This is a genomic window from Cellulomonas sp. P22, from assembly GCF_044392165.1.
Window position 1 is genome coordinate 138,476 of the sequence record NZ_JBISBW010000002.1, and the last position, 25,587, is coordinate 164,062.

21 protein-coding genes are annotated in these 25,587 nt (G+C 72.6%); 5 read left to right on the forward strand and 16 right to left on the reverse strand.

Annotated elements, in window-relative coordinates; genetic code table 11:
* Positions 1 to 54: 54 nt before the first annotated feature.
* The 7 genes from mltG to ACGIF2_RS01405 form a co-directional block, all read right to left on the reverse strand.
* The gene (mltG, locus tag ACGIF2_RS01375; protein WP_396042688.1) at positions 55 to 1,206 is read right to left on the reverse strand and encodes an endolytic transglycosylase MltG; all 1,152 of its coding nucleotides are present in this window, start codon (positions 1,204 to 1,206) and stop codon (positions 55 to 57) included.
* Positions 1,199 to 1,819 carry a Holliday junction resolvase RuvX gene (gene ruvX, locus ACGIF2_RS01380; protein ID WP_396042691.1) on the reverse strand — a complete coding sequence of 207 codons (621 nt, stop codon included), beginning with the start codon at positions 1,817 to 1,819 and terminating at the stop codon, positions 1,199 to 1,201. Before ruvX ends, mltG begins: the two co-directional genes overlap by 8 nt.
* A gap of 1 nt (position 1,820) precedes the next feature.
* Entirely contained in the window at positions 1,821 to 4,511 is a 2,691-nt protein-coding gene (gene alaS, locus ACGIF2_RS01385) for an alanine--tRNA ligase (protein WP_396042693.1), read from the reverse strand.
* A gap of 108 nt (positions 4,512 to 4,619) precedes the next feature.
* Positions 4,620 to 4,985, reverse strand: coding sequence for a hypothetical protein (locus tag ACGIF2_RS01390; RefSeq protein WP_396042695.1), 366 nt, complete (start codon positions 4,983 to 4,985; stop codon positions 4,620 to 4,622).
* A complete protein-coding gene (locus tag ACGIF2_RS01395) occupies positions 4,982 to 5,350 on the reverse strand; it encodes a DUF948 domain-containing protein (RefSeq protein ID WP_396042697.1) in 369 nt (122 codons plus the stop codon). The genes ACGIF2_RS01390 and ACGIF2_RS01395 overlap by 4 nt, the downstream gene beginning before the upstream one ends.
* 190 nt (positions 5,351 to 5,540) lie before the next feature.
* Entirely contained in the window at positions 5,541 to 6,167 is a 627-nt protein-coding gene (gene rpsD / locus ACGIF2_RS01400) for a 30S ribosomal protein S4 (protein WP_396042699.1), read from the reverse strand.
* A gap of 227 nt (positions 6,168 to 6,394) precedes the next feature.
* Positions 6,395 to 7,801, reverse strand: coding sequence for a replication-associated recombination protein A (locus tag ACGIF2_RS01405; protein ID WP_396042701.1), 1,407 nt, complete (start codon positions 7,799 to 7,801; stop codon positions 6,395 to 6,397).
* Between the two features lie 70 nt (positions 7,802 to 7,871).
* Between ACGIF2_RS01405 and ACGIF2_RS01410 the strand changes: the two genes are divergently transcribed.
* Complete coding sequence (locus tag ACGIF2_RS01410) at positions 7,872 to 10,118, forward strand: MMPL family transporter (RefSeq protein ID WP_396042703.1); 2,247 nt, start codon at positions 7,872 to 7,874, stop codon at positions 10,116 to 10,118.
* A 69-nt stretch (positions 10,119 to 10,187) separates the two neighbouring features.
* On the opposite strand, the gene aspS is transcribed toward ACGIF2_RS01410, so the two are convergent.
* From aspS to ACGIF2_RS01425, 3 genes are read right to left on the reverse strand one after another with little or no spacing between them, the layout of a single operon-like run.
* The gene (gene aspS / locus ACGIF2_RS01415) at positions 10,188 to 12,014 is read right to left on the reverse strand and encodes an aspartate--tRNA ligase (protein WP_396042705.1); all 1,827 of its coding nucleotides are present in this window, start codon (positions 12,012 to 12,014) and stop codon (positions 10,188 to 10,190) included.
* A gap of 59 nt (positions 12,015 to 12,073) precedes the next feature.
* On the reverse strand, positions 12,074 to 12,718 hold the full coding sequence (locus tag ACGIF2_RS01420; RefSeq protein WP_396042707.1) for a hypothetical protein: 645 nt from the start codon (positions 12,716 to 12,718) through the stop codon (positions 12,074 to 12,076).
* Positions 12,715 to 14,361, reverse strand: a complete 1,647-nt coding sequence (locus ACGIF2_RS01425; protein ID WP_396042709.1) for an MFS transporter — start codon at positions 14,359 to 14,361, stop codon at positions 12,715 to 12,717. The genes ACGIF2_RS01420 and ACGIF2_RS01425 overlap by 4 nt, the downstream gene beginning before the upstream one ends.
* Before the next feature lie 135 nt (positions 14,362 to 14,496).
* Here ACGIF2_RS01425 and ACGIF2_RS01430 point away from each other — a divergent pair, with 135 nt between their 5' ends.
* On the forward strand, positions 14,497 to 14,964 hold the full coding sequence (locus tag ACGIF2_RS01430; RefSeq protein WP_396042711.1) for a PPOX class F420-dependent oxidoreductase: 468 nt from the start codon (positions 14,497 to 14,499) through the stop codon (positions 14,962 to 14,964).
* 3 nt (positions 14,965 to 14,967) lie between these two features.
* Here the strand turns inward: ACGIF2_RS01430 and ACGIF2_RS01435 are convergent, their stop codons facing one another.
* The 4 genes from ACGIF2_RS01435 to ACGIF2_RS01450 all read right to left on the reverse strand — a co-directional run bounded on the left by ACGIF2_RS01435 (position 14,968) and on the right by ACGIF2_RS01450 (position 19,265).
* The gene (locus tag ACGIF2_RS01435) at positions 14,968 to 15,762 is read right to left on the reverse strand and encodes a hypothetical protein (protein WP_396042713.1); all 795 of its coding nucleotides are present in this window, start codon (positions 15,760 to 15,762) and stop codon (positions 14,968 to 14,970) included.
* Positions 15,763 to 16,013: 251 nt separating this feature from the next.
* Positions 16,014 to 17,069, reverse strand: a complete 1,056-nt coding sequence (locus tag ACGIF2_RS01440; RefSeq protein WP_396043338.1) for an Rv2578c family radical SAM protein — start codon at positions 17,067 to 17,069, stop codon at positions 16,014 to 16,016.
* A 91-nt stretch (positions 17,070 to 17,160) separates the two neighbouring features.
* On the reverse strand, positions 17,161 to 18,540 hold the full coding sequence (hisS, locus tag ACGIF2_RS01445; protein ID WP_396042715.1) for a histidine--tRNA ligase: 1,380 nt from the start codon (positions 18,538 to 18,540) through the stop codon (positions 17,161 to 17,163).
* Between the two features lie 5 nt (positions 18,541 to 18,545).
* A complete protein-coding gene (locus ACGIF2_RS01450; protein WP_396042717.1) occupies positions 18,546 to 19,265 on the reverse strand; it encodes an MBL fold metallo-hydrolase in 720 nt (239 codons plus the stop codon).
* Positions 19,266 to 19,430: 165 nt separating this feature from the next.
* Between ACGIF2_RS01450 and ACGIF2_RS01455 the strand changes: the two genes are divergently transcribed.
* From ACGIF2_RS01455 to ACGIF2_RS01465, 3 genes are all read left to right on the forward strand, one after another.
* The gene (locus ACGIF2_RS01455; RefSeq protein WP_396042719.1) at positions 19,431 to 20,183 is read left to right on the forward strand and encodes a peptidylprolyl isomerase; all 753 of its coding nucleotides are present in this window, start codon (positions 19,431 to 19,433) and stop codon (positions 20,181 to 20,183) included.
* Complete coding sequence (locus tag ACGIF2_RS01460; RefSeq protein ID WP_396042721.1) at positions 20,180 to 21,889, forward strand: DUF349 domain-containing protein; 1,710 nt, start codon at positions 20,180 to 20,182, stop codon at positions 21,887 to 21,889. The genes ACGIF2_RS01455 and ACGIF2_RS01460 overlap by 4 nt, the downstream gene beginning before the upstream one ends.
* 143 nt (positions 21,890 to 22,032) lie before the next feature.
* Positions 22,033 to 22,683, forward strand: coding sequence for a hypothetical protein (locus tag ACGIF2_RS01465; RefSeq protein ID WP_396042724.1), 651 nt, complete (start codon positions 22,033 to 22,035; stop codon positions 22,681 to 22,683).
* On the opposite strand, the gene ACGIF2_RS01470 is transcribed toward ACGIF2_RS01465, so the two are convergent.
* Together ACGIF2_RS01470 and ACGIF2_RS01475 are read right to left on the reverse strand one after the other, a co-directional pair.
* Positions 22,632 to 24,956 carry a RelA/SpoT family protein gene (locus tag ACGIF2_RS01470; protein ID WP_396042727.1) on the reverse strand — a complete coding sequence of 775 codons (2,325 nt, stop codon included), beginning with the start codon at positions 24,954 to 24,956 and terminating at the stop codon, positions 22,632 to 22,634. The two genes, ACGIF2_RS01465 and ACGIF2_RS01470, sit on opposite strands and share 52 nt — an antisense overlap.
* A gap of 78 nt (positions 24,957 to 25,034) precedes the next feature.
* On the reverse strand, positions 25,035 to 25,580 hold the full coding sequence (locus ACGIF2_RS01475; protein ID WP_396042729.1) for an adenine phosphoribosyltransferase: 546 nt from the start codon (positions 25,578 to 25,580) through the stop codon (positions 25,035 to 25,037).
* Between the last annotated feature and the right edge of the window lie 7 nt (positions 25,581 to 25,587).

Genomic DNA, 25,587 nt, shown 5'->3' on the forward strand with positions numbered 1-25,587 from the left:
CTCCCCACGCTCGCACCGGACCCCGGTCGTCGAGGCCACCGCGGTCGGACGGGTTCACCGGTTCGCTGCGAGCCACTGCTGGTACTGAGCCTTGTACACGAGGAACTCGTCGTACGACGAGGTGAACTTCGTCTCGCCGGAGTCGAGGTCGACGGTGATGAAGTACAGCCAGTCGCCGTCCGCGGGGTGCAGCGCGGCGTTGATGGCCTCGGCGCCGGGGTTCCCGATCGGGGTGGGCGGCAGACCCGTGTGCATGCGCGCGTTGTACGGGTTGTCGACCGCGAAGTCGGACGCGACGAGGTCCATCGCCGACTTGCCCAGGCCGTACGCGTTGATGGTGTCCATGCCGAGCGGCATCCCGGTCGCGAGCCGGTTGTCGACGACCCGGACGACCTTGGCGTACTCCTCGGTGAAGCTGACCTCCTGCTCGGTGATCGAGGCCTTGATGAGCACGGTCTGCCGGTCGGCGGCGGGGACGCCGAGGTCGTCGAGCGTGCGGACGGTGCCGGCGACCATGGTGGACAGGATCGCCGCGGCGGACTCGTCGGGCGCGATCGTGTAGGTGAGCGGCGAGAGCCAGCCCTCGACCTCGCCGCCGGCCTCGGGCGGCAGCCCGATCGCGGCGGGGTCGGCCGCGGCGGCCTCGAACTCCTCGACCGCGATGCCGGTCTGCTCGGAGAGCCGCGCGAAGATCTTCTCGGCGGTGAAGCCCTCGGGGATGGTGACCTTGGTCGACACGAGGTTGGTCGGGTCGAGCAGGGCCTCGACCGCGTCCGCGGCCCGCATCTCGAGCCGGAGCTGGTACGTGCCCGGCTGGATCGAGGCGGCCACGGGGTTCGCGGCGAACGCGGCGGTGAACGCCTTGACGGTCGCGACCACCCGGGCGTCGACGAGCGTGCTGCCCATCGCGGACCCGGTGTCACCCGCGTTGATGACCACCTGCGCGGAGTCGTGCCCGGGGCCCGGGTAGTCGGTCACGGTCTGCTCGCCGCCCGAGAACAGGCCGCCCACGAACTCCTTGACGACGTAGCCGCCGCCCACGACCAGGGCCAGCGCGAGGATCACGACCAGAAAGCTGCGCCGGCGCCGGTTGCGTCGCTGACGAGAGCGGTGGGCCTTGTTGTCCCGTGCGCTGCGCGAGCGGCGCGACGGAACCGGGGGCTCGCCCTCGTGCTGGCTCAGCGTCCCGAGGAAGAGATCACTCACCGGGTCGTTCCTCCGCTCCGTCGTGTCCGGCGCGCCCGGCGGGCAGGCTTGCGCCGTGCTGGTCGTTCTCGACCCCGCACGTCCCCTCGCGCTCGTCGGAGGTGCTCGCGGGTGGGTCCAGCTCCACCCGCTCCCCGGACCGTCGGCCCGTGGCACGTTCCGCGTCGAGCGCGGCCTGCAGGATCACCACGGCGGCCGCCTGGTCGACGACCGTCCGATGGTGGCGACCGGGTCGTCCGGCCGCACGGAGCGCCTGATGGGCGGACACCGTGCTCATCCGCTCGTCGACGAGCCACACCGGAACCGGTGCGATCGCCTGCGCCAACGCAACAGCGTACGCGCGTGCAGCCTCCGATGCCGCCCCTTCGGCCCCCGAGAGGTGCCGCGGGAGCCCGACATACACGACGGCGACCGCGCGTTCGGCGACCTCGGCGACGATGCGCGCCACGTCGGTGGGCAGCGCGCCGGGCGCCGGCCTGCGGGTGTCGCGGGCCAGCGTCTCGACCGGGGTGGCCACGAGACCGTCGGGGTCGCTGCCGGCCAGCCCCACCCGGACGCTGCCCACGTCGACCGCGAGGCGTGCTCCCCGTCCGACGGGTGCGTCGTCGCGCATGTCAGCCTGCCGTGCGCGTCCCGGCGCGGACCGCGTCGAGGGCGTCCGCGAGGCGCGTCGCGTCGGTGCCGCCACCCTGGGCGAGGTCGTCCTTGCCGCCGCCACCGCCACCGAGCACGGTCGAGGCGGCCTTGACGAGCGCACCGGCGCGGATGCCCTGCGCGCGGGCGCCCGCGTTGGTCGCGACGACCACGAGGGGCCGTCCCTTGCTCACGCCTGCGACGGCGACGACCACGGGGAGCGAGTCGCCGAGCCGTCCGCGCACGTCCAGCACGAGGGTGCGCAGGTCGTCGGCCGACCCGACGTCGCCCGCGTCGTGGGCGACGACGCGCACGCCGTCGATCTCGGCGGCACCGGCGGCGAGCGAGGCCGCCGCCGCGAGCACCTGGGCCTGGCGGATCGCCGCGAGCTCCTTCTCGGACTCCTTGAGCCGCGTGAGCAGCGACGAGACCCGGTCGCCCAGCTCGTCGGGCCGCGAGCCGAGCAGCCCGCTGAGCTGGCCCACGAGCGCGTGCTCCTTGGCCTGGTACCCGTACGCGCCCGCGCCCACGAGGGCGTCGATGCGGCGCACACCCGATCCGATCGAGGACTCGCCGAGCAGCGTCACGAGCCCGAGCTGGCCCGAGCTCGCCACGTGCGTGCCTGCGCACAGCTCGCGCGACCAGTCGCCACCGATCGACACGACGCGGACCCGGTCGCCGTACTTCTCGCCGAACAGCGCCATCGCGCCGAGCGCGCGCGCCTCGTCGATGGCCATGATCTGGTCGGTGACCTCGAGGTTCTCGGCGAGCTGGGTGTTGACCCGCTCCTCCACCTCGGAGAGCACCCCGGCGGGCACGGCGGAGCTCGCACGGAAGTCGAAGCGGATGCGGCTCGGGGCGTTCTCGGACCCGGCCTGGGTCGCGGTGTCGCCGAGCGCCTCGCGCAGCGCCTTGTGCACCATGTGGGTCGCGGTGTGGGCACGGCTGATCGCCTTGCGGCGCGCGAGGTCGATCGTGGCGGTGCCCTCCTCGCCGACCGTCAGGGTGCCGTCGACCAGCCGGCCGTGGTGCACCGACAGGCCCTTGACGGGTGCCTGGACGTCGTCGACCTCGACCCGTGCGCCGCCGTCGAGCACGATCGTGCCGTGGTCGGCGAGCTGTCCACCGGCCTCGGCGTAGAACGGCGTGCGGTCGAGCACGATCTCGACGTCGGCGGGCGCGACGGCCACGGGGCCGGGCACGCCGTCGACGAGCAGCCCCACGACGCGCGAGCGTGCCGTGGTGTCGGTGTACCCGAGAAACTGCACCGGGCCGCCGTGCGAGGAGCTCAGGTCGGCGTGCAGCTCCTGGTAGGCGGCCGTGTCGGCGCGTCCGGCGCGCTTCGCGAGGGCGTCGGCGCGGGCGCGCTGGCGCTGCTCCTGCATGAGCGAGCGGAACGCGGTCTCGTCGACCGTCACGCCCTGCTCGGCGGCCATCTCGAGGGTCAGGTCGATCGGGAAGCCGTAGGTGTCGTGCAGCTGGAAGGCCTGCGCGCCCGAGAGCACCGGGGTGGTCGCCGTGCTCTTGACCTCCTGCACCGCGGTGTCGAGGATCGTGGTGCCCGCGACGAGGGTGCGGCGGAACGCCTCCTCCTCGGCGTACGCGATCCGGCTGATGCGCTCGAAGTTGGCCTCGAGCTCCGGGTAGGACGCCTTCATGGCGTCCTTGCTGACCGGCAGCAGCGCCGGCAGAGCGGGCTCGTCGACACCGAGCAGCCGCATCGCCCGCACCGCACGGCGCAGCAGCCTGCGCAGCACGTAGCCGCGGCCCTCGTTCGAGGGCGTGACGCCGTCGCCCATGAGCATGAGCCCGCTGCGCACGTGGTCGGCGACGACGCGCATGCGCACGTCGTCCTCGTGCACAGCGCCGTAGCGGCGGCCCGAGAGCTCCTGCGCGGCCTGGATGACGGGGAAGACCTCGTCGATCTCGTACATGTTGTCGACACCCTGCAGCAGGTAGGCGACGCGCTCGAGGCCCATGCCGGTGTCGATGTTCCTCTGCTTGAGCTCCCCGAGGATCGGGAAGTCGTCCTTGCCGCCGCCGTCACCGCGCTCGTACTGCATGAACACGAGGTTCCAGATCTCGATGTAGCGGTCCTCGTCGACGACCGGTCCACCCTCGGCCCCGTACGCGGGCCCCCTGTCGACGTAGATCTCGGAGCACGGGCCGGCGGGGCCGCGCGCCCCCGTGGACCAGAAGTTGTCCTTCATGCCCCGGCGCTGGATGCGCTCGTCGGGCATGCCGGCGATCTTCTTCCACAGCGCGGCGGCCTCGTCGTCGTCGTGGTAGACGGTGACCCAGATCGTCTCGGGGTCGAAGCCGTAGCCGCCGTCGTCCTGGGAGTTCGTGATGAGCTCCCAGGCGAACGTGATCGCCTCTTCCTTGAAGTAGTCGCCGAACGAGAAGTTGCCGTTCATCTGGAAGAACGTGCCGTGCCGGGTCGTCTTGCCGACCTCTTCGATGTCGAGCGTGCGCACGCACTTCTGCACGCTGGTCGCGCGCGGCCACGGCGCGGTCTGCTCACCGAGCATGTACGGGATGAACGGGACCATCCCGGCGATGACGAACAGCGTCGACGGGTCGGGCGAGATCAGCGGGGCCGACGGCACGACGGTGTGGCCGCGGGCCTCGAAGTGGTCGAGCCAACGCTTGCGGATCTCGGCGGTGCGCATGATGTCCTCGGTGTTCGTGATTCTCAGGTCGGTCGGGCCCTGCGGGCCGGTGGTGCAGTCCTCGGTTGAAGCGTCGGATGACGCCTCGGTGTTCCGTGAGCGGTCTCGTCAGAAGAACGAGTAGGGCACGTGCGGGTCGTCCTCGGGGTCCTCGGTGGGCCCGTCGGCCCAGTCACGGGTCGCCGCGTGACGCCGGCGGCCCGCGGCGTGGGCGGTCCGCATCGCGGTGCGGGTGGCGCGCGCGGCCTCGACGTCGACGTCACCGACCAGGTCGTGGCGCAGCTGGGCCTCCCGCTCGCTCATCGCGGTGAGGAACTCGGCCTTCGCGCCGCGCGCTGCTGTGCCCAGGTGCGCGAGCGTGCCGGCGGCCTGCCGGGCGTTCGCGGGCACGTAGCGGTCGAGCACGTCGGTGGCCTTGCGGAACACCAGCACGGTGGCGCCGACCCCGACGGCGACCCAGAACAGGCGCTTCATCGCCGACCCCGCAGCCCGTCGCCCATGCTCGCGAACGCGCGGCGCGCACCGTAGGAGAAGGCGGCGACCTTGACCATCGGGGCACCGACCGTCGCAGCGAACAGCGAGGTGAGGGCCGAGACGTTCTCGGAGACCTGCGCGGCGGACGACGTGATCGTGTCGACGCGCTCGATCTGGGAGTTGGTCGACGCGACAGCGGTGGCCGCCTCGTCGAGCACCGGCACGGTGTGGTCGGTGAGCTCCTTGACCGACGTCCGCGCCTCGTCGAGCACACGGCCGAGCTTCACGAGCGGCACCGCGAGCACACCGACGAGCAGCACGAACGCGATCGCGGCGATCAGACCTGCCACGTCTCCGAGCGACATGTCCTGTCCTCCCTGGGCACGGGCCCCGGTCGTGTGCCACCGGCTCGTGGTGCCCCGGGCGGGGCGTGACGAGCGACCGGTGGTCCGTCGGTGCCGGGCGCACGCCCGGCTCAGCGAAACCCTACCCGGACAGCCGAACGCCCCGTGTGCGCCACAGGGCGCGCACGGGGCGTTCAGACGGGGACTCGCGTCAGCGGGCGTAGTACTCGACGACCAGCTGGACCTCGCAGGTCACGGGGATCTCGGCGCGCTTGGGGGCGCGGACGAGGACGGCGGTCAGCTTCTCGAGCTGCACGTCGAGGTACCCGGGGAGCGTGGGCAGCACGTCGCGGTGCGCACCGGCGGCGGCGACCTGGAACGGCACCGTCGTCTGGCTCTTCGGCTTGATCTGGATCGTCTGGCCGGGCTTCACCCGGAACGAGGGACGGTCCACGATCTTGCCGTCGACGAGCACGTGACGGTGCACGACGGTCTGGCGGGCCTGGAGGATCGTGCGGGAGAAGCCGGCACGCAGGACGAGGGCGTCGAGGCGGGTCTCGAGGTTCTCGACGAGCGCCTCACCGGTCAGGCCCGGGGCCTTGCGGGCGTCCTCGTACGCACGGGCGAGCTGCTTCTCGCGGAGCGCGTACTGCGCACGCAGACGCTGCTTCTCACGCAGACGGACCGCGTAGTCCGACTCGGTGCGGCGACGGGCGCGGCCGTGCTCGCCCGGGGGGTAGGGGCGCTTCTCGAAGTGCTTGACAGCCTTGGGCGTCAGCGCGAGGCCGAGGGCGCGGGAGAGCCGCACCTGGCGACGCGAGCGGGTCACACTGCTCACAGAGGTACATCCTGTCGTTGTAGACGTCACACCCGCCACGGAGGTCTCCGGCGGGGGTGGGGCCGACCATGGGCGCCAGGACCTCCTCCGACGTGCGAGGGGAGTGTCCTGGTGGTTGGCGGCTGAGGCCCCAGGTGGTCGTCCGACGCGCACTGCACGTCCGGCGACCGGTCCACCTTACCTGGTGCGGACCTCCGGGGCCGAATCGGCCCGCGGCGGCGACGCGCTCAGGACCGGTCGTCGAGGATCGTGCGGATCTTGTCGAGCCGCTCGGAGACCGAGCGCTCGAAACCACGGTCGCTCGGCGAGTAGTAGCGCGTGCCCACGAGCTCGTCGGGCAGGTACTGCTGGGCCGCGACGGCGTGCGGCTCGTCGTGCGAGTACACGTAGCCCTTGCCGTGGCCCAGGGAGCGCGCCCCGGCGTAGTGCGCGTCACGCAGATGCTCGGGAACCGAACCCATGCGTCCGGCCCGCACATCCGCCAGCGCTGCCTCGATGCCCCGGTAGGCCGCGTTCGACTTCGGGGCCGTCGCGAGGTGCACCACGGCCTCGGCCAGGATCAGGCTCGCCTCGGGCATGCCGATGAGCGCGACGGCCTGCGCGGCGGCCACGGCCGTCTGGAGCGCGCTCGGGTCCGCCATGCCGATGTCCTCCGCGGCCGAGATGACGATGCGCCGCGCGATGAACCGCGGGTCCTCCCCCGCGGCGATCATGCGCGCGAGGTAGTGCAGCGCGGCGTCGACGTCCGAACCGCGCACCGACTTGATGAAGGCCGACACGACGTCGTAGTGCTGGTCGCCGTCCCGGTCGTAGCGCACGGCAGCGACGTCGATCGCCCGCTCCATGGTCGCGAGGTCGATCGGGACGGGGGCCTCACCCTCGTCCTGCCCGGCGCGCTCGTCGCTCTCCGCCGCCGCCGGGTGCGACAGCGCAGCCCCGGCCGCGGCCTCGAGGATCGTCAACGCCTTGCGCGCATCACCGCCCGCGAGCCGCAGCAGGTGCTCCTCGGCGTCCTCCGCCAGCACGACCGAGCCGCCCAGGCCCCGCTCGTCCTCGACCGCGCGCCGCACCAGGGTGCGCACCTGCTCCACGTCGAGCGGCTGGAGCGTGAGCAGGAGCGAGCGCGACAGGAGCGGGGAGTTGACCGAGAAGCTCGGGTTCTCGGTGGTCGCCGCCACGAGGGTGACCCAGCGGTTCTCGACGCTCGGCAGCAGCGCGTCCTGCTGCGCCTTGGTGAACCGGTGCACCTCGTCGATGAACAGCACGGTCTCGGTGCCGTCGGCCGCGAGCCGCCGCCGCGCGCCCTCGATGACAGCCCGCACGTCCTTGACCCCCGCCGTGACCGCGGACAGCTCGACGAAGCGCCGACCCGAGGTCGCTGCGATCAGGTAGGCAAGCGTCGTCTTCCCGGTGCCCGGGGGGCCCCAGAGCACGACCGACGTGGGGGCCGCACGGCGTCCCCGCTCATCACCCGGGTCCACGAGCCGGCGAAGCGGGGAGCCCGGCACCAGCAGGTGCCCTTGCCCGGCCACCTCGTCGAGCGTGCGCGGACGCATCCGCACCGCGAGCGGTGACCCGGCACCGGGGGCCGGGATCCCCTGCTCCGTCGTGATGACGGAGTCGAACAGGTCCATGCCCCGAGCCTACGCACCCCCGCCGACACACCGGTCCACGGGATGTGCAGAGCAGGTCCCACATGCTGCGATGCTGACGACCGTGTTCGAGAGCCTAGGTCGCCGCGTCGCCCACCACCCCCGACTGACCGTCATCGTCTGGCTGGTCATCACCGCTCTCGGCTTCAGCCTGGCCATCTTCGGGGTGCACGGCGAGAACCTGTTCGAGCGGCTCACGACCGGCGAGCCCGCCGTCCCCGGCTCCGAGAGCGACGCGGCGAACAGCATCCTGCGCGACAACGACGACCGCGGCCAGTCCCTCAGCCTCGTCGTCAGCGGCGTGGACCCCGCCGACCCCGCGATCCTCCCCGTGCTCGCCGGCGCCCGCACCGAGCTCGCCGAGATCGACGGCGTCGCCTCCGTCATCGACCCCTCGGCCCTGCCCGACGGCGCGGCCAACCCCGCCGCGGCGCCCCTCATCGCCCAGGACGGCAACGGCTTCCTGCTGGTCGTCGAGCTCGAGCCCCGCCTCGACGAGGCCACCGAGGACGCGGCCCTCACGCAGGTCCAGAACGTGCTCGAGACGATCCCCGGCGAGCTGCGCACAGTGGCCCCCGACGCCACCGGGATCGTCGGCGGCGCACCCCTCATCTACGACGCCATCACCAGCCAGGTCGAGAAGGACCTCGCCACGGGCGAGGCTGTCGCGCTGCCCGTGGCCCTGCTGATCATGGTCCTCGTCTTCGGCGGCTTCCTGGCCGCCGCGATGCCCATGGTCGGAGCCATCGCCTCGATCGCCGGCGGCCTCGCCGCGCTGCTCGGCTTCTCCTACCTGATGGACCTCGACTCGTCCGTCGTGAACGTCGTCACGCTGCTCGGCCTCGGCCTGTCGATCGACTACGGGCTCCTGATCGTCTCGCGCTTCCGCGAAGAGCTGCACCCCCTCGTCGACGACGACGGGGGCGAGCGCGCCCGCCGCCGCCGTGGTGACGGCGCCGTCACCACGGCGCTGCTGCGCACCATGTCGACAGCAGGACGCACCGTCGCCTTCTCTGCCCTCACCGTCGCCATCTCGATCGCCGGGCTGCTCGTGTTCCAGCCCGCGATCCTGCGCGCCTTCGGTGCCGCGGGTGTCGCGATCATCCTCGTCGCCGTCGCGACCGCCCTGACCCTCGTGCCCGCTCTGCTCGTCCTGCTCGGACGCCGCATGGTGCGCCCCGGCCTGATGTCCCGGATCCCCGGCCTGCGGCACCTGCTCACCCGTACAGCCGACGTGCAGTCCGAAGAGGGCGTCTTCTCGCGGCTCGCCGCCCGCGTCCAGCGCCACCCCTGGTGGGTCGTCGCGGCCACCCTCGCGCTGCTCGGCGCGCTCGCCTCACCGCTCGCCCACATCGAGCTCCGCAACTCGACCGTCCAGCTGCTGCCCCAGGACAGCACCCAGCGCGAGTACCTCCAGGCCATCGCCGAGAACTACCCCGCAGCGTCCTCCGCCGCCGTCACCGTCATCGCCGAGACCTCGCTCGAGGAAGCCACCGCGTGGGCCGCAGAGCTCACCGGGCTCGACGACGTCGCCGCGGTCGACACCCCGGCGCCGATGGGCCCCTACGTCGTCATCGGTGTCCGCCCCGACTCGACCGACGCCGGCGGCACCGAGGCGCAGGCCGTCGTGCGGGAGATCCGCGACCTCGACCCACCCTTCTCCACCTGGGTCGCCGGCCAGGCCGCCGGGCAGATCGACTTCACCCAGGCGCTCGGGGACCGCGCCCCCTGGGCCATCGGCATCGTCACGATCGCCACGCTCGTGCTGCTGTTCCTCATGACCGGCTCGGTCGCCATCCCGATCAAGGCGCTGCTCACGAACGTCCTGTCGATCGCCGCCTCGCTCGGCGTCCTCGTCTGGGTCTTCCAGGACGGGCACCTGTCCGGGGTGCTCGGCTTCACCTCGACCGGCGGCATCGAGACCTACGTCGTCGCCCTCGTCATCGCGTTCGCGTTCGGCCTGGCCATGGACTACGAGGTGTTCCTGCTCTCCCGGATCAAGGAGCTCCACGACTCCGGCCTGTCCAACGACGACGCCGTGCGCCTCGGCCTGCAACGCTCCGGGCGGATCATCACGTCCGCTGCGGCCATCATCGTCGTGGTCTTCGCCGGCTTCGTGTTCGGCAAGCTCCTCGTCATCAAGGAGGTCGGGTTCGCGCTCGCGGTCGCCGTCCTCATCGACGCGACGATCGTGCGCATGCTGCTCGTGCCGGCGACCATGACGATCCTCGGCGACGTCAACTGGTGGGCCCCGGGCTGGCTGCGGCGGGTCTACGACCGCGCAGCCATCACGCACTGACGGTTCGCAGCAGAGCAGAACGGCCCGGTCGGGAGATCCCGACCGGGCCGTTCCTGTGCTGCGTGGGGCTCAGGCCCCGGCGGCCTGCGTGTCCTCAGCCTGCTCGGGCTGCTCGGCCTTCTCGGCCGTCTTGGCGACGGCGGGCTTCGGCGTGAAGTCGACGCCGGCCTCGCGGCGCTGGGCCGCGGTGATCGGTGCGGGGGCACCGGTCAGCGGGTCGTAGCCGCCGCCCGACTTCGGGAACGCGATGACGTCGCGGATGGACGCCGACCGGGTCAGCAGCGCGACGATGCGGTCCCAGCCGAACGCGATGCCGCCGTGCGGCGGGGCGCCGAACGCGAACGCGTCGAGCAGGAAGCCGAACTTCTCCTGCGCCTCGGCCTCGTCGATGCCCATGACCTGGAACACGCGCTCCTGCACGTCGCGGCGGTGGATACGGATCGAGCCGCCGCCGATCTCGTTGCCGTTGCACACGATGTCGTAGGCGTAGGCCAGGGCCTCACCCGGGCTCTCCTCGAAACGGTCCAGCCACTCGGGCGTGGGCGACGTGAACGCGTGGTGCACGGCGGTCCAGGCGCCCTCACCGACGGCCACGTCGTCGTCCTCGCCCGTGGGCTTGAACAGCGGCGCGTCGACGATCCAGACGAACTCCCAGGCGTCGGGGTCGATCAGGTCGCCGCGACGGGCGATCTCGAGGCGGGCGGCACCGAGCAGCTCCTGAGCCTGCGTGCGCTTGCCGGCGGCGAAGAACACGGCGTCGCCGGGCTTCGCGCCGACGGCCTCGACGAGACCGGCGCGCTCGGCGTCGGACAGGTTCTTCGCGACCGGGCCCGCGAGCTCGCCCGTCTCGGACACCGTGACATAGGCCAGGCCCTTGGCACCGCGCTGCTTGGCCCACTCCTGCCAGGCGTCGAAGCCGCGGCGCGGGGTGGACGCACCGCCGGGCTGGACCACAGCACCCACGTACGGCGCCTGGAAGACGCGGAACGGGGTGTCCTTGAAGTAGTCGGTCAGCTCGACGAGCTCGAGGCCGAAGCGCAGGTCGGGCTTGTCGCTGCCGAAGCGGTTCATCGCGTCGGCGAACGTCATGCGCGGGATGGGCGTGGGGATCGTGTACCCGATCAGGTCCCACAGCGAGACGAGGATCTCCTCGGCCACCTCGATGACGTCGTCCTGCTCGACGAAGCTCATCTCGACGTCGAGCTGGGTGAACTCGGGCTGACGGTCCGCGCGGAAGTCCTCGTCGCGGTAGCAGCGGGCGATCTGGTAGTACCGCTCCATGCCCGCGACCATGAGCAGCTGCTTGAACAGCTGGGGCGACTGCGGCAGCGCGTACCAGGAGCCGGGGGCCAGCCGGGCCGGGACCACGAAGTCGCGGGCACCCTCGGGCGTCGAGTGGGTCAGCGTCGGGGTCTCGATCTCGACGAACTCGTGCGCGTCGAGCACCCGGCGGGCGGCCTGGTTGACCTTCGACCGCAGCCGCAGGGCGTGCGAGGGCGCGGGCCGGCGCAGGTCGAGGTAGCGGTACTTGAGGCGCGCCTCCTCCCCCACGGTCTCGTCGAGGGCCGACGACACCTGGAACGGGAGCGGTGCGGACTCGTTGAGCACGACGACCTCGTCGGCCACGACCTCGATCTCACCGGTGGCAAGGTTCGTGTTCTCGTTGCCCTCGGGCCGGCGGCCGACCTGCCCGGTCACCTGCAGCACGTACTCGTTGCGCAGCTCGTGGGCCACGGCCTCGTCACGGATGACCACCTGGGCGATGCCCGTGGCGTCACGCAGGTCGATGAACGCCACCCCACCGTGATCCCGGCGCCGGTCCACCCAGCCCGTGAGGGTGACGGTGGTGCCGATGTGCTCGGCTCGCAACGAGCCGGCGGTGTGGGTGCGGAGCACGACGGGGTCCTTCCGGGACGGGCTGGGGGGCTGCGCGACGTTCCGCGCACCCCCAGATCCTAGTCAACGTCCGAGCGGCCCGGACCAGCGTGGGTCGGGGCGCGCTCCACGTGGCTCGTGACGCGGGTGACCGAGGGCGTGCGGGGCACCGAGCCGAAGCCGAAGCGCACGGGCGGGTCGATCGGGACCAGCGGTCCGAGGTCGGTGCCGCCCCAGGCCTGGCGGGCATCGACGATGCGGTGCTGGTCGGCGGCCGCGTACCGCTCGTGGGCGCCGTCGCGTGCGCTGCCGCTCGTGCGGACCCCACCCAGCAGCACCCGGGCCACCGGGTCGGCCAGGCTCGCGAAGCCCTGGGTGCGGGTCACGGCCGCGGGCAGCAGGCGCAGCACCTGGCCGACCCCCGTGCGCGCGCCGATCGTGAGCGTGGCCTCGTACCGTCCCGCCCGGACGTGCCAGGTGCGCGTCCGGGGGTCCGTCCGGATCATGACCGGGGCGACGAGCACGTCGTCGAACGTGTAGGTCGCGGCGACGAGCCGCGCGACCGGCAGGTCAGGGGCCAGCAGCAGCCGCGTCCCGTCGGCGCGCTCGACCATCACGTCCGCGAAGCGACCGAGCGGACTGGTCAGCCACCGCCCCACCACGACCCGGGTGCCGTCGGCCGCCCCCACGCCCGCGATGTGACCGCCGAACACCTCCGTCGTCACGAGACCGTCGCTGGGCGTCGCGGTCCGGACGGCTTGCGTCGCACGGTCTCCTCAGGTCGGCCGGACGGCAGCAGCGCTGTCGTCGCGAGCCCCACGGCGACGAGCCCGGCGGCGACGAACGAGGTCCGGCGCAGCGCCTCCGCGAACGCCTCGGTCGCTGCCTGGGCGACGGGCTCGCCGTCGGGCCTGCGGGCGATCTCGGAGATGGCGACACCCGAGGTGCTCTCCACAACCCGGCCGATCTCGGTGGCCTGCTCGGTGGACACGCCCTCGACCTGGCTGACCTTCTGCTCGGTGTCGTGCTGCAGACCCACGAACAGGATCGTCCCGATCACGGCGCTGCCCAGCGCGGTGCCGATGCGCCGGGCCGTCGCCTCGGTGCCCGAGGCCTGCCCGCTCTCCTCGACCGGGACGTTGCTCAGGATGATGCTCACGAGCTGGGACTGCGCGTAGCCGATGCCCAGGCCGTAGATCACGAGCGCCACCACCATGTGCCAGGTCGGGACCGTCGCCGAGACCACGAGGCCCAGCGTCACGATCCCCACGACCTCGAGCGACATGCCGACGCGCGTCACGAGGCGTGGGCTCGTCCGGTTGGCGATCACAGCCGCTGTGCTGCCTGCGACGAGCGCACCGGCCGCGACCGATGCTGTCAGGGCCCCCGAGCCGAGGGGGCTGTACCCGAGCGCGTTCTGGACGAACAGCGGCAGCGCGAACAGGATGCCGAACTCGCCGAGCGAGACGATCAGCGCGACGAGGGACCCGAAGCCGAAGGACCGGATCTTGAACAGGGTCATGTCGATGAGCAGCGCGGCCTTCGCGCGGCGGCGGGCCTCCTCGTAGAACCACAACGACACGAGCGTCACGGCGGAGATCGCGAACGCGATCGGCACGGGCGAGATGCCGCCCTGGGGGAACGTCAGGCCGAGCACGTGGACGTCCCGCACGGCGATCCACCAGCCGTCGCTGCGTCCCTCGATGAGGCCGAAGATGAGCGCGCCGACCCCCACGGCCGACAGGGCCATGCCCACGAGGTCGCGGCCGAGCGCCTTGTCGTCACGCGTGTTGGGCACGAACAGCAGGGCCCCGACGATCACGACGACCGCCAGCGGCACGTTGACGCCGAACGCGTGCCGCCACGAGTAGTACTGGGTGAGGTATCCGCCGAGCAGCGGGCCCACGCCTGCCATGCCCGCGAGGATGGCGCCGTACACCGCGAACGCCACGGCCCGGCGCTTGCCGAAGTACAGCGAGTTGAGCAGCGACAGCGAGGTCGGCGAGATCATCGCCCCGCCGACGCCCTGGACCGCACGGATCGCGATGAGCTCGCCGCCGGTGCTGACCTGCGTCGCGACGAGGCTCGCGACGCCGAAGACGACGGCCCCCACGACGAACACGGTGCGGCGTCCCACCTTGTCACCGAGCCGACCGAAGGTGATGAGCAGGGACGCGAAAACGAGCGAGTACATCGACTGGATCCACTCCGAGTCGATCGAGCTCATGTCGAGGTCTTCGATGATCTGCGGCAGCGACGTGTTCACGATGGTGACGTCCATGACGATCATGGACAGCCCCAGCCCGATGAAGACGAGCGGCGTCCAGCCCACCACCGTGCCCGTGTCCGGGCCGGACTTCTCGCTCATGGGCCCACGCTAGGTCGGTGGGACGTTCCGCGCTTGTCGGGCACCGACGCACGGACGTCGCATACTGGGCGGGCGACGACGTGCCACCCCGACGGTCGTCGCGCACGACCCGGACCCGACCCCCAGGAGCTGCAGGTGTCCCGTCGCATCGCCACCACCGAGCGCGTCTCGCGTGAGGACCTGCTCGCGTTCGTGGCCGCCCGCCACCACGCTGTGCTCCTGACGCGCCGGTCGTCCGGCGCACCCCAGATGTCCCCGGTGACCTGCGGGCTCGACGCGGCGGGCCGCGTCGTCGTGTCGACCTACCCCGACCGCGCCAAGGCCGTCAACGCCCGTCGCGACCCCGCGGTGTCGGTCTGCGTGCTGTCCGACGACTTCGACGGTCCGTGGGTGCAGCTGGACGGCCGGGCCGAGGTGCTGGACCTGCCCGAGTCGGTCGAGCCGCTCGTCGAGTACTACCGCGGCATCGCGGGAGAGCACCCAGACTGGGACGAGTACCGGGCGGCGATGGTCGCGCAGGGCAAGTCCCTGCTCCGCATCACGATCGACGCCTGGGGCCCGATCGCCACGGGTGGGTTCCCGGCGCGCCTCGCGGACGACTGACGCTCAGGGGCGCGCGACCGCACGGACGTCGCGGACGGTCACGTCGGCCACCGGGTGCCCCTGCGCGGCGAGGGCGTCACGCACGGTCGCGAACGACAGCCGCAGGCCCCGGCGACTGATCGCGAGCCCGGCCGGGACCGTGAGGCCCGTGCGCCGGTCGACCGCCGCGTGCAGCCGCACCCACAGGGCTCCCGGGTCGCTCCCCTGGAGCCGTGAGACCGCATCGGCCCGGACCTCGAGCCACCCCTGCAGGGCGCGGCGCGCGGCATCGGACGGCGCGCGCACCAGGCCGAGGTCGCCCTGGACGTCGCTCACGCGCAGGCGGGCCAGCTCGTCCTCGCGCTGACCGACCGCCGCGAGCAGGTGCACGTGGGCGGTGAACCGTGCCCAGATCGCCGGGGGCACCGCGCGGGGTGCCCCGTGCGACGTCGCAGCGAGCAGGCGCCGGCCTCTGTCGGCGTCACGGTCCGCCGGAGGCGGGGTGGGCAGCGCGAGGACCTTGCCCGGGACGTCGAGGTCGGGCACGAGTCGACGTTTCCGCGCGAACTCGACCAGGGCGCGCGCCGCGCTCGCACGGGCCCGCTGCGTGGCGACGGTCGACCCTCCCGCACGGTCGGCCAACCAGTCCCCCAGCGCCTGAGGCTCGAGCGCGGCCCGCGCGTCGCGGCCCCCGGGGCTCGACGCCGCGAAGTCAGCGAGGTCGCGCAGGGCCCACCGCCGCTGCCGCACGGTGGCCGGTGACGCCGCGAGCTGGTCGAGGTAAGCGCTGACGAGGTCCTCGACGTCCGGTGACCTCATGACTGCGCCGCCCTTCGTTCGTGGTCCTCGTCCCGTGACGCGGATCCGCCGTCGACCGGTCTGATGATAACGGAACCAACCTCCGCGGTCCTGCGCTCTGTGTCGAGGTGAGGCGCGGCACCGACGGTGGGAGGTCGCCTCCCGAGGCGCATGCTTCCGTTATCAGACGCTACGCAGATCTGAGCCGACGAGACCTGGCTCGCTCCGTCGACGCAGCCAGGCCGGGCCGGGCCGGGCCGGCCTTGGGGCCGTCAGAACAGCACGGGTTGCTCCACGTCCACCGTGGCGCCCGGGTGTCGGCCGCCTCCCTGGGGCCCCGTACCGGTCGCCCCCTCCTCCCCCACCCCGTCCGGTCCGGCGTCTGAGGAGAAGCCGCGCGCTGCCAGCAGGGGGCGCACGCGCGCGTCGAGCCACACCGTGTACTCGACAGGCAGGTACGCACCTCTGCCGTAGAGCCGGCGGTAGCGCTCCACGAGCTCCGGTCGCTCGCGCGCGAGCCATCCCGCGAACCAGGGCTTGACGGACCCCCGCAGGTTGAGCGGCAGCACGGTGACACCCGTGGCGCCCGCCGCCGCCAGCTCGGCGAGCAGGGCATCGAGGTGCTCCACCGAGTCGGTGAGGCCGGGCATCACGGGGGCCACGAAGACCCCGCAGGGCAGCCCCGCGTCGCGCACGGCCCGGATGAGGTCGAGCCGGGCCCGGGGAAGCGGCGTGCCGGGCTCGAGCGACTGCTGGAGCGCCGGGTCGAGCACAGCGAGCGAGACCGCGACGGCGACCGGCACACGTCGGGCCGCGGCCACGAGGAGCGGGAGGTCACGGCGCAGCAGCGGACCCTTGGTCAGCACCGAGAACGGCGTGCCCGATGTCGCCAGGGCGTCGATGATGCCGGGCATGAGCCGGTACCGGCCCTCGGGGCGCTGGTACGGGTCGGTGTTGGTGCCCAGCGCCACCGGTTCACGGCGCCACGACGGCCGTGCGAGCTCGGCGCGCAGCACCTCGACGACGTTCGTCTTGACGACGATCTGCGTCTCGAAGTCGGTGCCGGCGTCGAGCTCGAGGTACTCGTGCGTCGGGCGGGCGAAGCAGTAGGTGCACGCGTGCACGCAGCCGCGCATCGGGTTGATCGTCCACCGGAAGGGCATCCCCGAGGCCTCGTGGACCTTGTTGAGCGCGCTCTTCGCGGCGACCTCGTGGAACGTGACCCCGGCGAAGTCCGGGGTGCGCACGCTGCGCACGAACCCTGACAGGCCCAGTCCCGGCAGGGCTCCGTCGTCCCGCTCCCCCACCGACTGACCGTCCCAGCGCATACGCCATTCGAACATCTGTTCGACCGCGCGTCAAAGCGCGAGACGTCGCCGCAGGTCGGGGCGCGGCGCCGGGACGGGACGGCAGCAGGCCTCAGGCCCCGGGCACCACGCGCGGCCACCAGTCCTCGGCGGGCGGCTCCCACGTCGCCGCGTCCGCGTCGTGCTGCTCGCCCGAGCGGATGTCCTTGACCTGGTCCGCGCCGAGCACGCCGTCCTCGTCGAGGGCGCCCGGGAACCAGACGAACGGGATGCCACGACGGTCGGCGTGCCGGATCTGCTTGCCGAACTTCGCCGCGGCGGGTGCGACCTCGACCGGGATGCCCCGGCTGCGCAGCGCGTGCGCCACCGCGTCCGAGGCCGGGCGCGACTCCTCCGAGGTCACCGCGACCAGCACCGCGCTCGGCACCGAGCGGGTCGCCCGCACCAAGCCGGCGCCGAGCAGGCGCGACACGAGCCGCGTCACGCCGATCGACAGCCCGACACCCGGGTAGGTGTTCGCTCCGTCCGACGCGAGCGTGTCGTAGCGACCACCCGAGCAGATCGAGCCGAGCTGCTCGTGGCCCACCAGCACGGTCTCGTAGACCGATCCGGTGTAGTAGTCCAGGCCGCGGGCGATCTTCAGGTCCGCGACCACGACGCCCGGGGCGCGTTCGGCCGCGGCGCTCACGAGCGCACCGAGCTCGGCGAGACCCTCGTCGAGCAGCTCGGAGCTGATCGCGTGCGCCGCCGCGAGGTCCCGCACCCGGGTGACGACCGAGCCGTCCGAGCCCGAGATCGCGGCGAGGTCGAGGCACGCCCGCGCCTGGTCCTCGGACGCGCCGGTCTCGGCGACCAGCAGAGCGGCGACGGCGTCGGCGCCGATCTTGTCGAGCTTGTCGATGCTGCGCAGCACGCCGTCGACGTCCTCGAGCCCGAGGCCCCGGTAGAAGCCCTCGGCCACCTTGCGGTTGTTGACCAGGATCCGCACGGGTGGGACGCCGATCTCGCGCAGCTGCGCGAGGGCCTCGGCCATCACCAGGGGCAGCTCGACCTCGTAGTGGTACGGGAGCGACCCCGCGCCGACCACGTCGATGTCCGCCTGCACGAACTCGCGGAACCGCCCGTCCTGGGGCCGCTCGCCGCGCCACACCTTCTGGATCTGGTAGCGACGGAACGGGAACGCCAGGTGACCGGCGTTCTCGAGCACGTAGCGGGCGAACGGCACCGTCAGGTCGAAGTGCAGCCCGAGCTGGCCGGCCCGGTCGGCCTCGTCGGACCCGGCCTCCTCCTGCAGACGTCGCAGGACGTAGACCTCCTTCGAGGTCTCGCCCTTCCGCAGGAGCTGGTCGAGAGGTTCGACGGCGCGGGTCTCGATCCCGGCGAAGCCGTGCAGCTCGAACGTGCGGCGCAGGGTGTCGAGCACGTGCTGCTCGACGGTGCGCCCGTCGGGCAGCCACTCAGGGAATCCGGACAGCGGGGTGGGGCGGGCCATGGCCCTCATCCTGCCAGGAACGGGTTGCGGCCCAGCTCGTCGTCCATCGTGGTGCCCGGTCCGTGGCCGGGCAGGGCAACCGTGTCACCGTCGAGCACCCGGACCACGTCACGCAGCGTGCGGTCCATCACCCGCTGGTCTCCACCGGGCAGATCGGTCCGCCCGATCGTCCCGGCGAACAGCACGTCGCCCGTGAAAGCGACGGGTGCGGGGACGGCGTCGAGCAGGTACAGCGTCGAGCCCTCGGTGTGCCCCGGGGCGTGCCGCGCGACGAGTCGCAGGCCGCCCAGCTCGAGCGTGACGTCGGGCGTCGGGCCGCCGTCCGGCCCGTCCTCCGCACCGAACGGCTCGATCCGGGACGGGACCCGGTAGTCGCTCGGTCCGGCACCGATCGCTGTGAGCGACTGCGCGAGCGGGCCACCCGCGTCGTGCGCGGAGCCGAGCCCGAGGGTGCCGAACGGGTCGGCGAGCCGGTACGCGTCGGCCCGGTGCAGCAGCAGCGGCACGTCGTACTCCTCGACCAGCTCGGCCGCGTCCCATGTGTGGTCCACGTGGCCGTGGGTGGCCAGCACGGCGACCGGGACGAGCCCGTTCTCGTCGACCGCACGGCGCACCCCGGGGGCCGCACCGCCGCCCGGGTCGATGACGACGCACGTCCTGTCGTCGGCCGCGAGCACGTAGCAGTTGGCCCCGAAGACGGGTGCCACGACGGTGATGAGCTGCATCCCGCCACGGTACCGACGAGGCGGGCACGGGCACGCACGACGAACCGCTCGGAGGTTTCCCGACGTGGCATGGCGTCTCTGGGCCCAGCGTTGCCTAGACTGTCCCGGTCAGGAGTGCGGGGTCGCAGGCCAGAGCCGTGCGACCGCCCGTCGTCGAGGAGTGTCGTGGCACCGAACAAGCGCGAGCGCGAGTACGAGCGTCGCCGGTACGAGAAGTGGCAGCAGCGTCAGGCGACCCGCAACGCGCGTCGTCGGCGTCAGCGCGCTCTCGCCGCGGTCCTGGTGGGTGCCCTCGTGATCGGGATCGGCATCACCGCCGCCGTCACGCTGTGGGACGACGGCGCGGACGACCAGGCCGCGAGCGACCTCGGTGCGAGCGACGCCGCCACGAAGGACTCGCTGGTGCCCGACCCCGCGCTCGCGCAGGGACGCACCTGGACCGGGACGCTCGCCACGAACCAGGGCGACATCGCCTTCGAGCTCGACGGTGCCGCCGCCCCGCAGGCCGTGGCGAACTTCGTCTCGCTCGCGGGTGACGCCTACTTCGACGGCACGTCCTGCCACCGTCTCGTGACGAGCGGCATCCACGTGCTGCAGTGCGGCGACCCGACGGCGACCGGGACCGGTGGCCCGGGCTACACGTGGGGCCCCATCGAGAACGCGCCCGCCGACAACGTCTACCCCGCGGGCACGATCGCGATGGCCCGGACGGCTGGCGACGGCTCGTCGATGGGCAGCCAGTTCTTCCTCGTCTACGAGGACTCGACCATCCCGTCCGACGCGGCTGGTGGATACACGGTGTTCGGCCGCATCACGTCCGGTCTGGACGTGGTGCAGGCAATCGCTGACGCAGGGAACGGTGCCGACGGTGTCGCGCCCGCCCTTGACGTCATCATCGAGGGAGTGGAGACCCAGTGACCGAGAACCCTGCCGCCCAGCAGCAGAGCGAGCCCGACGAGGTCGCCGAGTCCACCGTCGCGGAAGGCGCAGCCCCCGAGGCCGCTCCGACCGAGACGCCGACGCCCGAGGCAGACGCAGCCGTGGTCGAGACGTCCGAGGTCGAGACGTCCGCGCCCGACGCCGAGGCCTCCGATGACGCCGAGGCTTCCGATGACGCGGCGCCGGACGCCGACGCCTCCGATGACGCGGCACCCGACGCCGAGGCTTCCGATGACGCGGCGCCTGCCGACGTCGACGCGACCACGGCTCCTGCCGCGACCGAGCCGCCCGCCGCGGCGACGCCTCAGCCCGGCCCGCGTCCCGTTCCCCGCCCGATCCCCCGCCCCCGACCGGTCACCCCGGCCGCGGTGTCCCCCGTAGGCTCCGACGCCCCCGCGCCGGTCGTCCCGCCGCTCGACGCCGCCGAGGCCGCGCACGCCGCGACGTTCGGTCGCGTCGACGAGGACGGCACCGTGCTCGTGCGCGAGGAGTCCGGCGAGCGGGTCGTCGGACAGTTCCCGGGTGCGACGCACGACGAGGCGCTCGGCCTGTACGTGCGCCGGTACCTCGACCTCCAGGCGAAGGTCGTCCTGTTCGAGGCCCGCCTCACGGCGCGCGACCTCTCGATCAAGGAGATCGACCAGACCCTCACCAAGCTCACCGAGGAGCTCGCCGAGCCGGCCGCCGTCGGTGACCTGGACGGCCTCCGGGCGCGTCTCGAGGCGCTGCGCAGCGTCGCGGCCGAGCGTCGCGCCGCGGTCGAGGCCGAGCGCGCCGCCGCCCGCGAGGCCGCCGTCGCAGCCCGCACCGAGATCGTCGAGCAGGCCGAGAAGATCGCCTCGACCGACCCGGAGCGCATCCAGTGGCGCCCGGCCGGCGAGCAGCTGCGCATCCTGCTCGACCAGTGGAAGGACGCCCAGCGCAACGGGCCGCGCATCGACAGGCCGACCGAGGAGAGCCTGTGGAAGCGGTTCAGCCACGCGCGCACCACGTTCGACCGTGAGCGCCGGCACTTCTTCGCCGAGCTCGAGTCCCGCAACGCGGGAGCCAAGGCTGCCAAGGAGGCCCTGGTGCAGGAGGCCGAGCGCCTCTCGACGAGCACCGACTGGGGTCACACGGCCGGCGCGTACCGCGACCTGATGACCCGCTGGAAGGCGGCGGGCCGCGCGAGCCGCGCCGACGACGATGCGCTGTGGGCCCGCTTCCGCGCCGCGCAGGACGCGTTCTTCGCGGCCCGCGACGCGGAATCCGCAGCCACCGACAGCGAGTTCGCGGCGAACCTCGAGGTCAAGGAGGCCATCCTGGTCGAGGCCGAGCGCCTCGTCCCGGTGACCGACCTCGCGGCCGCGAAGGCGACCCTGCGCACGCTCCAGGACCGCTGGGAGGCCGCAGGCAAGGTGCCGCGCGGTGACGTGCAGCGCGTCGAGGGCCGTATGCGTGCCGTCGAGACGGCTGTGCGCGACGCCGAGCAGAGCGTGTGGAAGCGCAGCAACCCGGAGACGCGCGCACGCGCCGAGGGTGCGGCCGCGCAGCTCGAGAACGCGATCGCGGGGCTCGAGGCCGACCTCGCTGCCGCCCAGGCCAAGGGTGACGCCCGCAAGGTCGCCGACGCTCAGGCGGCGCTCGACGCCCGCCGCGCGTGGCTCGAGCAGGTGCAGCGCGCCGCGCAGGACGCTCGCGGCTGAGCATCCGGCTGACGTCGGTCCACGAGGCCGGAGGGAGCACCCGCTCCCTCCGGCCTCGTGCTGTCGGTGGGGCCGTGGGTCGCGCCGTCCACAGCCTCGGCGAAACCCTGGTCGGGCCGGGGTCGCCCGGGGATCCTGGGACGGTGACCAGAGCCCCTTGGATGCCCCGCGCCGGCCTCGCCCCGCGTTCCGACGCCGTGTGGCGCGACACGGTCGGCCCGGTGGCCTTCGACGCGCTGCTGCGCGACGGCCACGTGCACCGGGTGTGGGGCGACCTCGCCGTGACCGATGGTCTCTCGGTCTCCCCCGCGCACCGCGCTGCCGCGGTCCGTGCGCTCGTGCCGGCCCGCGCGGCGCTGGGGCGCAGCACGGCCTGCTGGGTGCACACCGGGGTCGGCCTTCCCGGGCGGGTCGAGGTGCTGGTCGGTCCCCGGCGACGCCGACCCGACCCGCACCCGTCGCGCTCGACGCACGAGTGCGAGCTGCCGCCCGAGGACCTCGTGCTGCTGGCGGGGGTCCAGGTCACGTCGGTGCAGCGCACCGGCCTCGACGTGGCCCGCTGGGAGCCGCGCAGCACGGCCCGTGCCCTGCTCGTGGCGCTCCGCCAGGTTGGTTTCGACCCGTACGCGGCCCTCGGGCAGCTCCCTGACCTGCGCGGCTACGCCGGGGTCACGGACGCGCGGCGCGTCCTGGAACCGCTGGCCGCCACCGAGGACGCGTCAGAGGCCGCACCCGTCCGGCGTCAGGCGCGGATCACCGGCTCCTCGGCGGCCTTGGCCCCCGTGATGCGGTAGACGTCGAAGACACCCTCGACCTTGCGGACCGCGGAGAGGACCGAGGTCAGGTGCGACGGCTCGGCCATCTCGAAGACGAACCGCGACATCGCGACCCGGTCACGTGACGTCGACACGGACGCCGAGAGGATGTTCACGTGGTGGTCGGACAGCACGCGCGTGACGTCCGAGAGCAGGCGGCTGCGGTCGAGGGCCTCGACCTGGATCTGCACGAGGAACAGCGCGCTGCTCCCCTGCGTCCACTCGACGTCGACGATCCGCTCAGGCTGGTTGCGGAGCTGGTCCACGTTGACGCAGTCGGTCCGGTGCACGCTGACCCCCTGCCCGCGCGTCACGAAGCCCATGATGTCGTCGCCCGGCACCGGCGTGCAGCACCTCGCGAGCTTGACCCAGATGTCGTCGACACCCTTGACCACGACGCCCGGGTCGCCGGTCCGCACCCGCCGCGCGGTGTTGCCCGGACGCGCCGTCTCGGCGATGTCCTCCTCGGCACCGGGCTCCCCGCCCATCGACTGCACCAGCCGGTGCACCACCGTGGCCGCTGAGACCTGACCCTCGCCGATCGCGGCGTAGAGCGCCGAGACGTCCGCGTAGCGCATCTCGTTCGCGAGGGCCACGAGCGACTCGTGCGAGAGCAGGCGCTGGATCGGCAGGTTCTGCTTGCGCATCGCCTTCGCGATGGCGTCCTTGCCGTGCTCGATGGCCTCCTCGCGGCGCTCCTTGGAGAACCACTGCCGGATCTTGTTGCGCGCGCGAGGACTCTTGACGAAGCCGAGCCAGTCACGGCTGGGGCCGGCGGTCTCGGACTTCGACGTGAGCACGTCGACCACGTCGCCGTTCTCGAGGGCCGAGTCGAGCGGCACGAGCCGCCCGTTGACCCGTGCGCCCATGGTGCGGTGGCCCACCTCGGTGTGCACCGCGTACGCGAAGTCGACGGGGGTCGACCCCGCGGGCAGCGCCATGACGTCGCCCTTGGGCGTGAAGACGTAGACCTCGGCGCCCGCGATCTCGAACCGCAGCGAGTCGAGGAACTCGCTCGGGTCGGCCGTCTCCTTCTGCCAGTCGACGAGCTGACGCAGCCACGTCATGTCGTTGCCGGCCGGGTCGGTCGCCCCCTGCGTGTTCTTGGCGTTCTCCTTGTACTTCCAGTGCGCCGCGACGCCGTACTCCGCGCGCCGGTGCATGTCGTGCGTGCGGATCTGGATCTCGACGGGCTTGCCGCCCGGCCCGATCACCGTGGTGTGCAGCGACTGGTACAGGTTGAACTTGGGCATCGCGATGTAGTCCTTGAACCGTCCGGGGACGGGGTTCCACCGCGCGTGGAGGGCTCCGAGGGCCGCGTAGCAGTCGCGTACCGAGTCGACGAGCACGCGCACGCCCACCAGGTCGTAGATGTCGGCGAAGTCGCGGCCCCGCACGATCATCTTCTGGTAGATCGAGTAGTAGTGCTTCGGCCGGCCGGTGACCGTCGCCTTGATCTTGGCGGTCCGCAGGTCGGCGCCGACCTGGTCCCGCACGACGGCGAGGTACTCCTCGCGAGCCGGTGCCCGCTCGGCCACGAGGTGCACGATCTCGTCGTAGACCTTGGGGTAGAGCGTCGCGAACGACAGGTCCTCGAGCTCCCACTTGATCGTGTTCATGCCGAGCCGGTGGGCCAGCGGGGCGTAGATCTCGAGGGTCTCGCGCGCCTTCTTCTCCGCCGAGGCCGCCGCGACGAACTTCCAGGTGCGGGCGTTGTGCAGCCGGTCGGCGAGCTTGATGACGAGCACGCGGATGTCGCGCGACATCGCCACGACCATCTTGCGCACGGTCTCGGCCTGCGCGGCGTCGCCGTAGGCGACCTTGTCGAGCTTGGTCACGCCGTCGACGAGCATCGCGATCTCGGGACCGAACTCGGCCCGCAGCTGGTCGAGCGAGTAGTCGGTGTCCTCGACCGTGTCGTGCAGCAGCGCGGCGGCGAGCGTGGGCGGCGTCATCCCCAGGTCGGCCAGGATCGTCGCCACGGCCACCGGGTGCGTGATGTACGGGTCGCCGCTCTTGCGCAGCTGACCGCGGTGCGCCCGCTCGGCCACGACGTAGGCCTGCTCGACGACCGACAGGTCGGCCTTCGGGTGGTTGGTGCGGATGGCCTGCAGCAGCGGCTCGAGGGCGGGTGAGGTGGCCTGTCCGCGCGTCCCGAAGCGGGCGAGCCGCGACCGCACCCTGCTCGAGGGCACACCGTCGGTCACGGCCGCAGGGACGTCCGCGGCGTTCGTGCGTACGTCGTCGCTCATGTGTCACCCCTTCCGCGGGTCGCTCGCAGCACGGGCCTCTGACGGGTCCGATCCGCAGAAGTCTACGTCGACGACCTGTCAGTTCACGGTGATGAGGGACTCGACACGGTGACCGGCCAGGACGTCGCGCCCCGCCAGGAACCCGAGCTCGACCAGGAACGACAGCCCGACGACGTGCGCGCCGCACCGCTCGAGGAGCCGGATCGTGGCCGCAGCCGTCCCGCCGGTGGCGAGCACGTCGTCGACCACCAGGACACGGGAGCCCTCGGGCACCGTGAACGGGTGGACCTCGACCGTGGCGGTGCCGTACTCGAGCGTGTACTCCTCCGCAGCCGTGGGGCCGGGAAGCTTGCCGTGCTTGCGGATCGGCACGAAGCCCGCGCCGAGCGCCACGGCCACGGGGGCGGCGAGGATGAACCCGCGCGCCTCCGTGCCCGCGACGAGGTCGACCGGACCGTCGACGCTGCCGGCGATCTCGGCGACGACGGCGGCGAACGCCTCGGCGTCCGCCAGGAGCGGCGTGATGTCCTTGAAGCCGACGCCGGGCGTCGGGAAGTCCGGGACGTCCCGGACGAGCTCGTGGACCCGGGCGACGAGCGCGTCTCCGCGCAGTGGTGCAGACATGATGAGG

Bases quoted from the DNA above. Each gene is read 5' to 3' on its own strand.
- ruvX (WP_396042691.1), bottom strand. From the start codon at position 1,819: ATGCGCGACGACGCACCCGTCGGACGGGGAGCACGCCTCGCGGTCGAC.
- alaS (WP_396042693.1), bottom strand. From the start codon at position 4,511: ATGCGCACCGCCGAGATCCGCAAGCGTTGGCTCGACCACTTCGAGGCC.
- ACGIF2_RS01390 (WP_396042695.1), bottom strand. From the start codon at position 4,985: ATGAAGCGCCTGTTCTGGGTCGCCGTCGGGGTCGGCGCCACCGTGCTG.
- ACGIF2_RS01395 (WP_396042697.1), bottom strand. From the start codon at position 5,350: ATGTCGCTCGGAGACGTGGCAGGTCTGATCGCCGCGATCGCGTTCGTG.
- ACGIF2_RS01405 (WP_396042701.1), bottom strand. From the start codon at position 7,801: ATGGACCTGTTCGACTCCGTCATCACGACGGAGCAGGGGATCCCGGCC.
- ACGIF2_RS01410 (WP_396042703.1), top strand. From the start codon at position 7,872: ATGCTGACGACCGTGTTCGAGAGCCTAGGTCGCCGCGTCGCCCACCAC.
- ACGIF2_RS01425 (WP_396042709.1), bottom strand. From the start codon at position 14,361: ATGAGCGAGAAGTCCGGCCCGGACACGGGCACGGTGGTGGGCTGGACG.
- ACGIF2_RS01435 (WP_396042713.1), bottom strand. From the start codon at position 15,762: ATGAGGTCACCGGACGTCGAGGACCTCGTCAGCGCTTACCTCGACCAG.
- ACGIF2_RS01440 (WP_396043338.1), bottom strand. From the start codon at position 17,069: ATGCGCTGGGACGGTCAGTCGGTGGGGGAGCGGGACGACGGAGCCCTG.
- hisS (WP_396042715.1), bottom strand. From the start codon at position 18,540: ATGGCCCGCCCCACCCCGCTGTCCGGATTCCCTGAGTGGCTGCCCGAC.
- ACGIF2_RS01450 (WP_396042717.1), bottom strand. From the start codon at position 19,265: ATGCAGCTCATCACCGTCGTGGCACCCGTCTTCGGGGCCAACTGCTAC.
- ACGIF2_RS01470 (WP_396042727.1), bottom strand. From the start codon at position 24,956: ATGAGCGACGACGTACGCACGAACGCCGCGGACGTCCCTGCGGCCGTG.
- ACGIF2_RS01475 (WP_396042729.1), bottom strand. From the start codon at position 25,580: ATGTCTGCACCACTGCGCGGAGACGCGCTCGTCGCCCGGGTCCACGAG.